This window comes from Nocardioides dilutus (assembly GCF_054779555.1).
In genome coordinates this window covers 1,082,567-1,095,273 of the sequence record NZ_BAAGYA010000002.1, presented here as the reverse complement: position 1 = coordinate 1,095,273, position 12,707 = coordinate 1,082,567, and the positions used below count along the sequence as shown (strand labels likewise).

Below are 12,707 nucleotides of genomic sequence, written 5' to 3'. Positions count from 1 at the left end.
GTTTCACCCCCTTACTGCCGGGGAGGTTCTTATGCATGACCGTCTCAGTACTGGACCGCTCTGCGTCGCGCATCGTGCGGCGTCAGGAGACTGCTCGGCTACTGACGGAAGCCGCGCAGGCCACGGGGAAGCAACGCGATGAGCTGCTCGAACAGGTCATCGTTCTCAACATCGGCGTTGCGCACGCCATCGCCCATCGCTACCGCAACCGCTCCATCCCGGTGGAGGACCTCGAGCAGGTCGCCTGCATGGCGCTTACCCGCGCGGCCCAGAAGTTCGACGTCTCCCAGGAGCGCGACTTCCTGACCTATGCGGTCCCGACGATCTCCGGGGAGATCAAGCGTCACTTCCGAGACCATGGCTGGACCATCCGCCCGCCCCGCCGGGTCCAAGAGATCCAGTCCAAGGTCATCCACGCCTACCGGCACGGCGAGGAGAGCGGAGCCCCACCCTCGGCCGCCAGGCTCGCCCAGGAGCTCGACCTGCCCGAGACCGACGTCGCCGAGGCCCTGCAGGCGGAAGGCTGCTTCACACCGGTCTCCCTCGACGTTCCGGTCTCCGAGGACGGCCGGGCCGCCATCGACCGGCTCGCCGACGACGAGACCGACAGCAACGCCATGGAGGCGAGGCTGATGCTGAGCCCCGCGCTGCGCCGGCTCAGCCCGCGCGACCGCACCATCCTGCGGATGCGCTTCGTCGAGGACCGGACCCAGCAAGAGATCGGCAACGCGCTCGGGGTCACCCAGATGCAGGCCTCGCGCCTGCTCAAGCGGATCCTCGAGACACTGCGCAATGAGCTCGGGACCGAGGCGCTCACGGCCTGATCGCGTCGTTCTGGTCTACGACGAAGGTTGATGCCCATCCAGGCATGACCCGTCGACGATGGGGAACCGTCCTCCTGACCGTCCGTTCGGGCGGGGACTCGGGAGGTGGGCGTTGCAGAGGCAAGGGCTCGGCCAGCTGATTGACTCACTCGGCATCACCCACGAGGTCCGACCCGATGAACAGGTCTGTGGCGCGGTCGTGCTGCTCACCGTGGAGGAGGCCGACGGCCACATGTCCCTGCGTTGCGCCTGGTCGGACGGGATGACGTGGGTCGAGCGGCTGGGACTGCTGCGCGCCGCCGAACGGGCGGAGCTGCCTGACGACGGCGCCCAGACGTGGAGGGTGTGACGCACTAACCTCGTGGCGACTCCCCAGCACGAAGGGCCTCCACCAATGACGACGACCGGTCCCGTCGGCGACGCACGAGCGGACGTCGAGCTGAGACTCCCCGCCGACGGCGCCTACGTGTCCGTCCTGCGGACCACCAGCGCGGGCCTCGCCGCCCGGCTCGACTTCACCCTCGACGACATCGAGGACCTGCGGATGGCGGTGGGCGAGGCGTGCGCGCTGGTGCTTCGCCCGGCCGCGACCGGGACCGACATGACCTGCCGCTTCTACCTGGACCCGGGACGCCTCACCGTCGCGGTCGACGTGGAGTCGTCGACGGCGACCCTGCCCGATCCCGAAGGCTTCGCCTGGCAGGTCCTCACCACCCTCGCGGGAGACGCCACAGCGTCGGTCGCGGACGGCCGCTACCAGATCACGCTGACCATGCAGTCCGGGGCCCGGGACGTCCAGGACTGACATGTCCGACGAGCCTCGGGAGGGCCTCGACGACGGGGCCGCGGGCGACCTCACGCTCACGCGCCTCGAACAGACCCGTCAGGAGAGCGCCTCGCTGTTCGGGCGACTCCACCACGACGCGGCCGACCCGGCCGAGCGTGAGGCTGCCCGAGCGGGCCTCGTGCACCTGCACCTCCCGCTCGTGGAGCACTGCGCGCGCCGGTTCCGCAACCGTGGCGAGCCGTTGGAGGACCTCGTACAGGTGGGCACGATCGGGCTGCTCAAGGCGGTCGACCGGTTCGACACCGACCGAGGAGTGGAGTTCTCGACCTACGCCACCCCCACGATCATCGGCGAGATCAAGCGCCACTTCCGCGACAAGGGGTGGGCGATCCGCGTGCCGCGGCGGCTGCAGGAGCTGCGGATGCAGATCGGCAGTGTCGGCGCCGAGCTCACCCAGTCACTGGGCCGGTCGCCCACACCGCGGGAGCTCGCCGAGGCGATCGGGTGCTCGGTCGAGGAGATCCTGGAGGGCCTGGAGTCGAGCAATGCCTACTCGACCCTCTCCCTGGACGCCGGGGAAGGCAGCGACGAGGGTCCCGGGTCGATGCTGGACTCGATCGGCGTCGACGACGTCAACCTCGAGCACGTGGAGGTCCGGGAGTCCCTCAAGCCCCTGCTCGACCGGCTGGACCCCCGTGAGAAGAAGATCCTGTTGCTGCGCTTCTTCAAGAACATGACCCAGTCGCAGATCGCTGAGGAGATCGGTGTCTCCCAGATGCACGTGTCACGACTGCTCAGCCGCACTCTCGAGCACCTGCGCACCTCGCTCGAGGAGTGAGCTCAGGCCCCGTCCGCGGCCAGCGCCGCGATGCTCTGCGGGTGCAGGACGCAGACCAGCACGGCGCCCGAGACGGCGGCTAGCGCCACCGCCACCCAGGTCGTCTCTCCGCCGACGAAGCTGTACGCCGTGAGCAGAGTGATCAGCTGGGCGACCACGACCGGACTGCGGGCCCAGGACCGGCACCGCCACAGTCCGGCGGCGCAGAGCAGGAGCCCGGCGCCCATCAGCCCGAAGAAGCTGGCAGTCGTGACAGCCACGCTCACCCGGTCGCCATCGAGGTGGGCGAGCTCGAGCACGGCGTAGACGACGAGCACGAGACCCTCCAGCACCGTCAGCGCGGCCGCGAACCTCAGGAGAAGCGGACGGTGGCCCGGGTCGTCGGCAGGCGTCGTCACGGCGTAAAGCCTGTCATGGCGGACCACCAGCACTGGTCTGGACCGGCGACGGCGAATCGGGGAGACATCGAGGCTGTGACGCACGGAACCGCCGCCAGCCCTTGTTTCGGATCCGGATTCTCGGCAACCTTGACGTAGCGCGGCGGGCCGAACGCTTGTCCGCGCCTTCACTCGTGCCCACGAAGCCTCGAAAGGCAAGGTTCTCCGCCATGGATTGGCGCCACCGTTCCGCGTGTCTCGACGAAGACCCGGAACTGTTCTTCCCGATCGGCAACACCGGTCCGGCCATCCTCCAGATCGAGGAGGCCAAGCAGGTGTGCCGGCGCTGCGACGTGCGCGAGCAGTGTCTGGCGTGGGCCCTCGAGGCCGGCCAGGACCACGGCGTGTGGGGAGGCCTGAGCGAGGACGAGCGGCGCGCGCTGAAGCGCCGGAATGCCCGAGCAAGGGTCAGGACCGCGTAGCGGTTCTGACCCGCAGCGAGGGGGTCGAGCAGCGGAACGGCCGAGGAACGAGGCCGTGGAGCGTGTCGAGACACTCCGCAGCGAAGGCTGGGACTGAACAACAGCAACGGCGTCAGCTCAGCCTGACGTCGATCTCGGCGCGCGTCCCGCGACCACCAGGACCGGCCCCCATGACCAGTCGGCCGCCCAGCTCGGACTCCACCAGGGTCCCCACGATCGTCAGCCCGAGGCTGCTCGAGGCGTCCAGGTCGAAGCCGGCGGGAAGCCCGGCGCCGTCGTCGTCCACGCGCACCCGCAGGACGTGCGCGTCCCGCTGAGCGCCGACGACGATCTCGGTGAGGCCGGGCTGGCCGTGCTCCACGGCGTTCTGGACCAGCTCGGTCAGCACCATGGCCAGCGCGGTGGCCGCCTCGGAGCTCATGACCCCGAACGACCCCTCACGGCGAACCCGCGCTCCGACGACGTCCTCGCTGGAGCCGACGTCGGTGACCATGGCACCGAGCCGGTCGGCGACCTCGTCGAAGTCGACGTTCTCCTCGACGGTCTGGCTGAGCGTCTCGTGCACCAGGGCGATGGAGCCGACCCGGCGGACCGCCTCCTCCAACGCGGACTTGGCATCCGATGAGTCCATCCTGCGGGCCTGCAGCCGCAGCAGTGCGGCCACCGTCTGCAGGTTGTTCTTCACCCGGTGGTGGATCTCGCGGATCGTCGCGTCCTTGGTGACCAGCTCGCGGTCGCGGCGTCGCAGGTCCGTGACGTCGCGCACCAGGACCAGCGCGCCGATGTGCTCACCCTGCGGTCGGAGAGGGATGGATCGCACGATCAACGCCACCGAGGGGGTGGCGAGCTCGGTGTCTCGGTGGGCGCGACCGCCGAGGACCGCGCTGAGCGTCTCCTCGTCGGGTCTCTGCCGTGACGGCACGAGCTCACGGGTGAGATCGGTGAGCACCAGTCCGGTGAGGTCACCGGACAGCCCCAGCCGGCGGTAGGCCGACAGGGCGTTCGGGCTGGCGTAGACGACCTTGCCCTGCTCGTCCACGCGCAGGAACCCGTCACCCACTCGCGGGGAGTCGGCGTGGTCGCTGCGTGGTCCGGGCGCCGGGAAGTATCCGGCGGCGATCATCTGGGTCAGGTCCGCCGCGGTCTGGAGGTAGGACAGCTCCAGGCGACTCGGAGTGCGCACGCCGAGCAGGTTGGTGTGCCGGCCGACCACGGCGATCACCCGGCCGGCCCGGCGCACGGGGATGGTCTCGTTGCGCACCGGCACGTCGTCGCGCCACTCCGGGTCCCCCTCCCGCACCAGCCGCCCCTCGGCGTAGGCCCGGTCCACCAGCGGTCGCCGGCCGGTCGGCGCGAAGCTGCCCAGGATGTCGTCGACGTAGGCCGTCGGGCCGGTCGTAGGCCGCATCTGGCCGCCGGCCCAGAACCCCGTGCCGGCGCGGTCCGGGAGCCAGAGGACCAGGTCGGCGAAGCTCAGGTCGGCGATGATCTGCCAGTCGGCCTGCAGGAGCTGGAGCCAGGCGACGTCGTCGTCGTCGAGGTCCGTGTGAGCCTGGGCGAGCTCCTGGAGCGACGACACGTCGATCAGCGTATTCGTGGGTGAGATGGGGTACCGCCCGCCGCCCCGTCTGCGTGCGGTCTTTGGCAGGATGGAGCGCATGTCGGGTCAGTACTGGAAGCAGGTCCATGCTTCCGGGCTGGCGGTCCCCTCGGACCGGCCGCTGGACGACCTCACCGCCGAGCTGACGACCATGCTCGGAGACACCGATCCCGAGGCGCGAGACGGCACCGCCTACCCGACGCTGGCGACCTGGGTCGCCCGGGGTGTCTACGACGACCTGCTGGCCGGGCTGGGCGACGGCATGGCCGCCGGGCTGGGTGTCGGGCTCGGCGAGCGCGACACCGACTCGGTGTTCCGGCGCAGCTTCTCCGCACTGATCCTGGGTGAGTGCATCGGCCGGGACAACGAGCGCCCGCTGGTAGCCGGCGGCAAGGTCCTCGAGTGGGGCGACCGGCTCGCCACCTGGTTGCTGCGCGAGCGCGACCTGCGGGGCTTCGTGCCCGGCAAGGGCTGGGCGCACGCGGTGGCACACGGCGCTGACGCGCTCGGCACACTCGCCCGCTCACCTCACGTGGGCGCCAACGAGCTCACCGTGGTGCTCGACGTGATCGGCGACCGGCTGCTGCTGCCCGTCGACCGGCTGTTCACCAACGGAGAGCCGGACCGCCTTGCGGCGGCGACCATGGAAGTGCTCCGCCGCAACCTGCTGCCCCTGCGCCTCATCGAGCCGTGGATCGCCCGGCTGGTAGCCGGCGCCTCCACCCGGGGCTCCTACGACGACCGGGACCCGCATCTCGTCGGCGGCAACGCCGAGGCCTACCTGCGGGGCCTCTACCTGCAGCTGGCGCTCGGCCCGCGCCCGCCGGAGGTCCGCTCGGACCTGCTGCTGGTGATCGTCGACGCGCTGCGCACCACCAACCCCGACTACCTGCAGCAACGGAGCCGCTGACCCCATGACGGACGACAACCCCCACGAGCTCAGCGGCCACAGCGGCGAGCTCGCCGTCGCGGCGGCCCGCGCGCACGGCGTCGAGACGATGTTCACGCTGTCCGGTGCTCATGTGTTCCCCATGTACGACGGCGCCGTCAAGGCGGACCCGCCGATGCGGCTGCTCGACGTGCGTCACGAGCAGACCGCGGCGTTCGCCGCGGAGGCCACGGGCAAGCTCACCCGGGTCCCCGGCCTGGCCGTCCTGACCGCCGGTCCGGGCGTGACCAACGGCGTCAGCGCCATCGCCCAGGCCCAGTTCGCCGGCTCCCCCATGGTCGTCGTGGGCGGCCGGGCGCCCCAGAACCGCTGGGGCAGTGGCAGCCTCCAGGAGATCGACCACCCGCCGATCCTCGCCAGCATCACCAAGCAGGCGGTCACGCTCCCGACCGCGGGCGACGTCCTGGGCGGCATGGACGAGGCCTTCACCGTCGCCGCATCGCCCCACCGCGGACCGGTCTTCGTCGACATCCCGATGGACGAGTTCTTCAACGCCTCCTCGGGCCCGGCGCCTACCGGCACCCGCTCCGCAGGGGCCGACCCCGACACCGACGCACTCGACCGGATCGCGGCCCTCCTCGCCGACGCCGAGCGACCGGTGCTGATCCTCGGCACGGACGTCTGGGCCGACGGCGCCGAGGTGGCCGCGCTGCGGCTCGTCGAGGACCTCGCCGTCCCGACGCTCACCAACGGGATGGGGCGCGGCATCGTGCCCGGCGGCCACCCGCTGCTCGTCACCAAGGCTCGCGGCGCCGCGCTCAACAAGGCCGACCTGGTCATCGTGGTCGGGACGCCTCTCGACTTCCGTCTCGGCTACGGAGTGTTCGGCGGCAAGGACGGCGCGCAGCCCGCCAAGGTCGTGCACGTCGCCGACGCCGAGACCCAGGTGGCCGGCCACGCCGCACTGGCGGCGTCCGTGGCCGGCGACCTCACCAAGGTCTTCGACGGACTGCTCGCGGCCGTGGAGCGGGGTCGGCGCCGCGACTGGTCGGCGTGGGCCACCGAGCTCCACGACCTCGTCAAGCTCGCGGCCGAGAAGGACGCCGAGCTGCTCGGCGCGGAGGCCGACCCCGTCCACCCCGCCCGGATCTACGGCGAGCTGGTCCCGCGGCTGGCCCCAGACGCGGTCGTGATCGGTGACGGTGGCGACTTCGTGAGCTTCGCGGGCAAGTACGTCGAGCCCCAGCAGCCCGGCTGCTGGTTGGACCCGGGGCCCTACGGCTGCCTGGGCGCCGGGCTCGGCGCCGCGATCGCCGCCCGGCTCGCCCGGCCGAGCTCCCAGGTGGTGCTCCTCCTCGGCGACGGCGCCGCGGGCTTCTCCCTCATGGACGTCGACACCCTGGTGCGCCACGGGCTGCCCGTGGTCATGGTGATGGGCAACAACTCCGCGTGGGCGCTCGAGAAGGGCCCGATGCGGATGCTCTACGGCTACGACGTGATCGCCGACCTCGCGCCCCGCACCGCATACGACGAGGTCGTCAAAGCGCTCGGCGGAGCCGGCGAGACGGTCACCGACCCGCGCCAGATCGGCAGCGCGCTGGACCGCGCCTTCGCCGCCGGCGTGCCCTACCTCGTCAACGTGATCACCGACGTCAACGCCGCCTACCCGCGCGCGACGTTCGGCGTCTGAGCCGGCCCGCCGTGCGGATCAGGCGGGCCGAGCCCCGTGACCACGCCGCCATCGGCGAAGTGACGGTCGCGGCGTACGCCGATCTGGACGAGGCCGCCGAGGCCGGCTACATCGAGAAGCTCCGCGACGCCGCGGCGCGCGACCGCGAGGCCGAGCTCTGGGTGGCGACCACGAGCGACACCGACGACACCGTCCTCGGCACGGTGACCGTCTGCCATGACGGGTCCCCGTGGCGCGAGATCGGGCGCGGCGAGGAGGGCGAGTTCCGGATGCTCGCGGTGGCCCCGTGGGCGCAGGGTCAGGGAGTCGGGAGTGCGCTCGTCGAGCTGTGCATCAACCGGTTCCGCGAGGTCGGCGCCCCCCGGGTCGTGCTGTCCACCCTGCCGTCCATGCACGCCGCGCACCGGCTCTACGAGCGGCACGGCTTCAACCGGGCGCCCGACCGGGACTGGTCACCGGTCGCCGGCGTCGACCTGGTCGCCTACCTGCTGGACCTCGCGCCGTGAGCGGCTCGCCGCAGCACTCGGCCACCCTCACGTTCACGGTGACCGAGGACGACACGGCCCTCGCCGTCGGGTCCGGCAGCCTGCCGGTGCTCGGCACTCCGCGACTGCTCGCCTGGTGCGAGGCGGCCACCTGCGCGGCCCTGGAGCCGGCCCTGCCCGAGGGCTCGACGAGCGTCGGCACGCGGGTCTCGCTCGAGCACCTCGCCGCCAGCCCCGTCGGCCAGCAGGTCGAGGTGAGCGCGTCCACGACGTACGCCGACGGGCGCCTGCACCGCTTCACGGTCTCGGCCCGGCACGCGGGCGGCGATGGCAAGGTCGTCGGCTCCGGCGAGGTCACTCGGGTGGTCGTCGACGCGGAGCGTTTCCTCGGCCGGCTCCAGGGCTGATGTGGGCTGCCGGATTTCTCGCTCAGCACGCAGCCTGCGAGACTGCACCGTTCCCGAAATCACGGAGGATCAGATGAGCAAGACCGGTCGCAAGCGCCGCGCGCGCAAGAAGAAGAGCGCCAACCACGGCAAGCGCCCCAACGCTTGAGCTGACCCGTCCGAGGAACGAGGACGGCTCAGCTCAAGCGTTAATGGTGGTCGAGCAGGCCGTCCGACCGAGGAACGAGGTCGGAACCGGCCGTGTCCAGACCTCGCAAGCTGAGGCTGGGACTCACGTCAACTGATCGCCGCGATCTGTGCGGCCATCCACGCCTCCGCCGCGGCCCGCTGGGCCGCGGTGATGGGCACCGGTGACAGGTCCGGGACCCCGGACGCGGCCCCCGCGGCCCATGCGCGCAGCACCCGGCGGCTGACCAGGCCGTCGCGCACCCGCTGCGGATGGTGGCCGACGGCGATCTCGTCGATGACCTTGCGCTTGCCGTAGTCGATGACGAGCACCAGGTCGCTGCCGGCCATCGAGACCCAGCAATGCCCGTCGACCTTGCTGGTCGTGGCCCAGTAGGGCTTGGAGTATTCGCGGTTCTCGAGGAACTTCGCCGCCCCGTCGAACACCTTGTAGCGACCGGTCTTGCGCGACACGACGGCCGCATAGTCCGACATCGTCCCGGCGACGCAGAGCCGGGTGCCCGCGTCGTTGATCGCGATGCCGTGGTGGGCCGAGTCGAGGACATATTCCTCGCGGGTGAGCGCCGCGGCTTCGTCGCTGACCGGCAGCGGGATGAGGCGCTTCACCTTGCCGGTCGCCGGTTCGGACTGCGAGCCCATGGTGTAGTCCCCGCCGCCTGTGGGGTCCTTCTTCCGCAGCTTGAACTCCACGATCCCGTGGAAGAACGAGACCTGCAGATAGACCGTGCGCTCGTCGGGCGTGATCGCCATCGGCCGGACCGCGGAGCTCATGCCGGGGAAGCCTGCCTCCGCCAGCTCCTTGCCCATGTCCCAGCGGCGGAGCACCTTGAACGTCTGGTTGTCGACGATCTGCAGCCACCGGTCGGCCTTCACCGCGTCGTGCACGCCACCGACCGGCACCGGGCCGAGCTCGGGGTAGTCGATCGGGGTGTAGACCCGGCCGATGCTCGCGTGGAAGATGCGTTTGCCGTTCTTGCTGTAGTTGCTCTCGTGCGGTGTGTCACCGGACTCGAAGGTGCGCAGCAGCCGGCCGGTGGTCGGGTCTCCCAGGCCGCCCATGGCGTATTCGTGCACCGTGCGGTCGGTGGAGTCCGAGACGAGCAGCCGGCTGCCGTCGGGCGAGACGTTCATGTGGTCGGTGCGGTAGCCGTTCATCTGCTGCTCGGCCACCACCTTGCCGGTCGCCAGGTCGATCCACACGACGTCGGAGAAGCTCGGCCTCGAGGCCGCGACCAGGTTGCCGTCGCGGGTGGTGAACATGTCGTCGACGTACTGGTCGTGCCCCTCGCCGACGACCTGCTGGATCGCCAGGTAGAAGGCGAGCCGGTCCGGCGCGGCGTAGATCTCGAGCAGCTCCTCGCGGCGGTCCGGAATGATGTTGAGGCGCTTGATCGCCCTGCGCGTGCGCACGTCGATCACGGTCGCGGTGCCGTCCCAGTTGTTGCCGACGAACATGACCTCACGGGGCGGCTTCTTGACGCCGGGCGCGGCCGCCTGGCCGGCGCTCGGCAGCAGCACGGCGGCCGTCCCGACCGCCATGGTCAATGCGGTGGCGGCCGCAGCCGCCGCGAAGATCCCCGTACGACGCATGGCGCGAATGGTACGCCGCGCGCCCGGCTCAGCCCTCGGTGATGCGGACCTGGACCTCGCGGATCTGGAACATGACCCGCTGGCGGAGCTCGTCGGGAGCAGCCTCCGTGCAGGAGCGCGCCACGATGGACTTGACGGTGCGCTGGAGGTCGTAGCGCTCCAGGCAGGGGTTGCAGCTGTCGAGGTGGGCCCGGACCACGGCGCAGTCGGCCGCGTCGAGCTCGTTGTCGATGAAGTAGACGATCCGGTCGAGGAAGTCGGCGCACTCCTGGTCGTGGGCCTGGTCGTGGGCCTGGTCATGGGCCCGGTGCTCGGTCACGACTCGTCCCCTTCCGTGATGCCGACCCGCATCAGGTCGTTGGTGCGCACATAGTCGGAGAGCAGGTCACGCAGCTGACGCCGCCCACGGTGGAGACGCGACATCACGGTGCCGATCGGGGTTTCCATGATCTCCGCGATCTCCTTGTAGGCGAAGCCCTCGACGTCGGCGAGGTAGACCGCCAGCCGGAACTCCTCGGGCAGTCGCTGCAGGGCGGTCTTGACCTGCGAATCGGGTAGGTGCTCGAGCGCCTCCATCTCGGCCGACTTGAGCCCGGTCGAGCTGTGCGACTCCGCGCGCGCGAGCTGCCAGTCCTCGACGTCTCCGGAGTCCCCGGTGAACGACTGCTGCGGCTGGCGCTGCTTCTTGCGGTAGTTGTTGATGAACGTGTTGGTCAGGATCCGGTAGAGCCAGGCCTTGAGGTTGGTGCCGGGCCGGAACTGGTGGAAGGACGAGTAGGCCTTGGCGAAGGTCTCCTGCACGAGGTCCTCGGCGTCTGCGGGGTTGCGGGTCATCCGCATGGCGGCACCGTAGAGCTGGTCGAGGAAGGGCAGCGCATCCCGCTCGAACCGCGCGGAGCGGTCCTCAGGGGACTCCGTCGCGACGTCGATCTCGTCGGCGGGGACCCCGAGGCCGTCGAGGTCGTCGAGCCCGTTGAGGTCATCGAGGTTCTGGGTCATCGCCGCCCAGCCTACGCGGACGTCGAGCGTGGCGCCGGTCGTCAGACCGGGCGCGGACGGCGCCGCGGCGGGCGGCTCCAGCAGGGCGATCACAAGTGGCAGAACGCCGCCGGCCGGACGGTCATTCCCGAGCCGGGTCGGTCAGCCCACGACCTCGCGGACCAGCCACTCCAACGTCGACTCGACGACGATCCCCAACGCGTCCTCCTGCGAGACCGGGCCGCGCTTGGGGACCTTGAGCCCGTGGTCCGCGCCGGGCACGACAGTCAGGTCGAGGTGGTCGAGATCGGCGGGGAACTCCTCGGGCCGCCCCATCGGGTCCCGCTCTCCCTGGATCACCAGGGTCGGCACCTGCGCGCCGCGCAGCTCGTCGAGGCGGGTCTTCTCGGGGTGACCAGGAGGGTGCAGCGGGAAGGCGAGAGCGAGGCAGCCCACCGCCCCGAGGCGACGCGCGCACCGGGCTGCGGACCGCGCACCCGCCGAGCGCCCGCCCACGACCATGGGCGTGCGCACCCGGAGGGCGTCGGCGGCCGCGACCAGGCCCTCGTCGAGGGTGCGCGGAGGGGTGGCGACCTTGCGGCCGGCGACCTTCCAGGGCTGTTCGAACAGGACGACCGTGACGCCCTGCCCGGGCAGGTGGTGGGCCAGCGCCTCCAGGTCCCTGGTGTCGATCCCGTTGCCGGCCCCGTGGCTGAGCAGCACGGTCACCCGCGGTCTCCGGGCCCGGTGGGTCACCAGCCGGGCCGGGCCGTGCACCGTGTCGATCCGCCGCTCGGTGCTCACTGGTCGTCCTCCAACGGCAGGGGCTCGACCAGCTCCGGGCCGTTGTTGCGAACGTTGCCGACTGCCTTCGAGACCGGGTAGGCCTCGAGCAGGCCCGGGGCCGCGGGGGTCAACAGGTCGAGCAGGGTCTCCTTGGGCCGGCGCGGATCGAGCCAGGCGTCCCAGCGACCGGGCTCGACCATCAGCGGCATCCGGTCGTGGATCATGCCCACCGCGTCCTCCGCCTCGGTGGTGATCACCGTGCACGTCCAGCGGAAGGCGTCGGGGTCGTCCTCGTCGCGGGTCGGGTCCCGCCAGATCTCGTAGAGCCCGGCCATGGCGAGTACGCCGCCGTCCTTGGGCCGGATGAAGAACGGCTGCTTGAGCGGGTTGCCGCTCTTGCCGAGCTCCTCGGTGGGATACCACTCGAAGTAGCCGTCGGCCGGCAGCAGGCAGCGCCGCGACGCGAAGGCCCGACGGAACGCCGGCTTCTCGGCCACGGTCTCCATCCGGGCGTTGATCATCCGGTTGCCGATCGCCGGGTCCTTGGCCCAGGACGGGATCAGCCCCCAGCGCAGCACCCGCAGCTGCCGCTCCGGGTCGGCCTGCTTGTCATCGGACGGTGGCCGCTCGACGACGGCGTAGACCTGTTTGGTCGGCGCCACGTTGTAGTCGGGCGGTAGTGGTTCCTTGACCCGGTCGTCGACGACCTCGAACTCCTCCACGAGGTCCTGCGGGCGCCGGCTCGAGGCGTAGCGACCGCACATGGAGCCACCCTAGTAGGCGCCACG

Annotated in this window: 17 protein-coding genes; 10 read left to right on the top strand and 7 right to left on the bottom strand. The window is 70.9% G+C overall.

The genetic code is table 11. The features are described 5' to 3' along the window. The first annotated feature begins 35 nt into the window (after positions 1-35). From ACYVC6_RS14915 to ACYVC6_RS14900, 4 genes are all read left to right on the top strand, one after another. The gene (locus tag ACYVC6_RS14915) at positions 36-824 is read left to right on the top strand and encodes a sigma-70 family RNA polymerase sigma factor (protein ID WP_460715170.1); all 789 of its coding nucleotides are present in this window, start codon (positions 36-38) and stop codon (positions 822-824) included. A 112-nt stretch (positions 825-936) separates the two neighbouring features. Then, positions 937-1,173, top strand: a complete 237-nt coding sequence (locus ACYVC6_RS14910; protein WP_460715169.1) for a hypothetical protein — start codon at positions 937-939, stop codon at positions 1,171-1,173. A gap of 45 nt (positions 1,174-1,218) precedes the next feature. Continuing rightward, the gene (locus ACYVC6_RS14905) at positions 1,219-1,629 is read left to right on the top strand and encodes an ATP-binding protein (RefSeq protein WP_460715168.1); all 411 of its coding nucleotides are present in this window, start codon (positions 1,219-1,221) and stop codon (positions 1,627-1,629) included. 1 nt (position 1,630) lies between these two features. Beyond that, positions 1,631-2,449: an RNA polymerase sigma factor SigF gene (locus tag ACYVC6_RS14900; protein WP_460715167.1), complete on the top strand. Its 819-nt coding sequence runs from the start codon at positions 1,631-1,633 to the stop codon at positions 2,447-2,449. Positions 2,450-2,451: 2 nt separating this feature from the next. Here the strand turns inward: ACYVC6_RS14900 and ACYVC6_RS14895 are convergent, their stop codons facing one another. After that, positions 2,452-2,847 (bottom strand): hypothetical protein, encoded by a 396-nt coding sequence (locus ACYVC6_RS14895; RefSeq protein WP_460715166.1) that lies wholly within the window; start codon positions 2,845-2,847, stop codon positions 2,452-2,454. Between the two features lie 209 nt (positions 2,848-3,056). On the opposite strand from ACYVC6_RS14895, the gene ACYVC6_RS14890 reads away from it, so the two are divergent. Further along, entirely contained in the window at positions 3,057-3,308 is a 252-nt protein-coding gene (locus ACYVC6_RS14890; RefSeq protein WP_027863177.1) for a WhiB family transcriptional regulator, read from the top strand. Positions 3,309-3,420: 112 nt separating this feature from the next. Here ACYVC6_RS14890 and ACYVC6_RS14885 read toward each other — a convergent pair whose 3' ends face one another. After that, positions 3,421-4,887, bottom strand: coding sequence for a sensor histidine kinase (locus tag ACYVC6_RS14885; protein WP_460715165.1), 1,467 nt, complete (start codon positions 4,885-4,887; stop codon positions 3,421-3,423). 79 nt (positions 4,888-4,966) lie between these two features. Between ACYVC6_RS14885 and ACYVC6_RS14880 the strand changes: the two genes are divergently transcribed. The 5 genes from ACYVC6_RS14880 to ACYVC6_RS14860 all read left to right on the top strand — a co-directional run bounded on the left by ACYVC6_RS14880 (position 4,967) and on the right by ACYVC6_RS14860 (position 8,527). Next, entirely contained in the window at positions 4,967-5,818 is an 852-nt protein-coding gene (locus ACYVC6_RS14880) for a DUF2785 domain-containing protein (RefSeq protein WP_460715163.1), read from the top strand. A gap of 4 nt (positions 5,819-5,822) precedes the next feature. Next, positions 5,823-7,487, top strand: coding sequence for an acetolactate synthase (locus ACYVC6_RS14875; RefSeq protein WP_460715161.1), 1,665 nt, complete (start codon positions 5,823-5,825; stop codon positions 7,485-7,487). A gap of 11 nt (positions 7,488-7,498) precedes the next feature. Beyond that, positions 7,499-7,993: a GNAT family N-acetyltransferase gene (locus ACYVC6_RS14870; RefSeq protein ID WP_460715160.1), complete on the top strand. Its 495-nt coding sequence runs from the start codon at positions 7,499-7,501 to the stop codon at positions 7,991-7,993. After that, the gene (locus tag ACYVC6_RS14865; RefSeq protein ID WP_460715159.1) at positions 7,990-8,379 is read left to right on the top strand and encodes a thioesterase family protein; all 390 of its coding nucleotides are present in this window, start codon (positions 7,990-7,992) and stop codon (positions 8,377-8,379) included. Before ACYVC6_RS14870 ends, ACYVC6_RS14865 begins: the two co-directional genes overlap by 4 nt. A gap of 73 nt (positions 8,380-8,452) precedes the next feature. Beyond that, positions 8,453-8,527, top strand: coding sequence for a 50S ribosomal protein bL37 (locus ACYVC6_RS14860; RefSeq protein WP_414690017.1), 75 nt, complete (start codon positions 8,453-8,455; stop codon positions 8,525-8,527). A 128-nt stretch (positions 8,528-8,655) separates the two neighbouring features. Here ACYVC6_RS14860 and ACYVC6_RS14855 read toward each other — a convergent pair whose 3' ends face one another. Genes ACYVC6_RS14855 through ACYVC6_RS14835 form a run of 5 tightly spaced genes read right to left on the bottom strand, consistent with a single transcriptional unit; the run spans position 8,656 to position 12,683 of the window. Continuing rightward, a complete protein-coding gene (locus tag ACYVC6_RS14855; RefSeq protein WP_460715158.1) occupies positions 8,656-10,155 on the bottom strand; it encodes a YncE family protein in 1,500 nt (499 codons plus the stop codon). 28 nt (positions 10,156-10,183) lie between these two features. Beyond that, a complete protein-coding gene (rsrA, locus tag ACYVC6_RS14850) occupies positions 10,184-10,474 on the bottom strand; it encodes a mycothiol system anti-sigma-R factor (protein WP_460715157.1) in 291 nt (96 codons plus the stop codon). Continuing rightward, positions 10,471-11,247, bottom strand: coding sequence for a sigma-70 family RNA polymerase sigma factor (locus ACYVC6_RS14845; protein ID WP_460715156.1), 777 nt, complete (start codon positions 11,245-11,247; stop codon positions 10,471-10,473). The genes rsrA and ACYVC6_RS14845 overlap by 4 nt, the downstream gene beginning before the upstream one ends. 48 nt (positions 11,248-11,295) lie before the next feature. Further along, the gene (locus tag ACYVC6_RS14840) at positions 11,296-11,937 is read right to left on the bottom strand and encodes an alpha/beta hydrolase family protein (RefSeq protein WP_460715155.1); all 642 of its coding nucleotides are present in this window, start codon (positions 11,935-11,937) and stop codon (positions 11,296-11,298) included. After that, positions 11,934-12,683, bottom strand: coding sequence for an SOS response-associated peptidase (locus tag ACYVC6_RS14835; protein ID WP_460715154.1), 750 nt, complete (start codon positions 12,681-12,683; stop codon positions 11,934-11,936). The genes ACYVC6_RS14840 and ACYVC6_RS14835 overlap by 4 nt, the downstream gene beginning before the upstream one ends. Positions 12,684-12,707 lie beyond the last annotated feature (24 nt).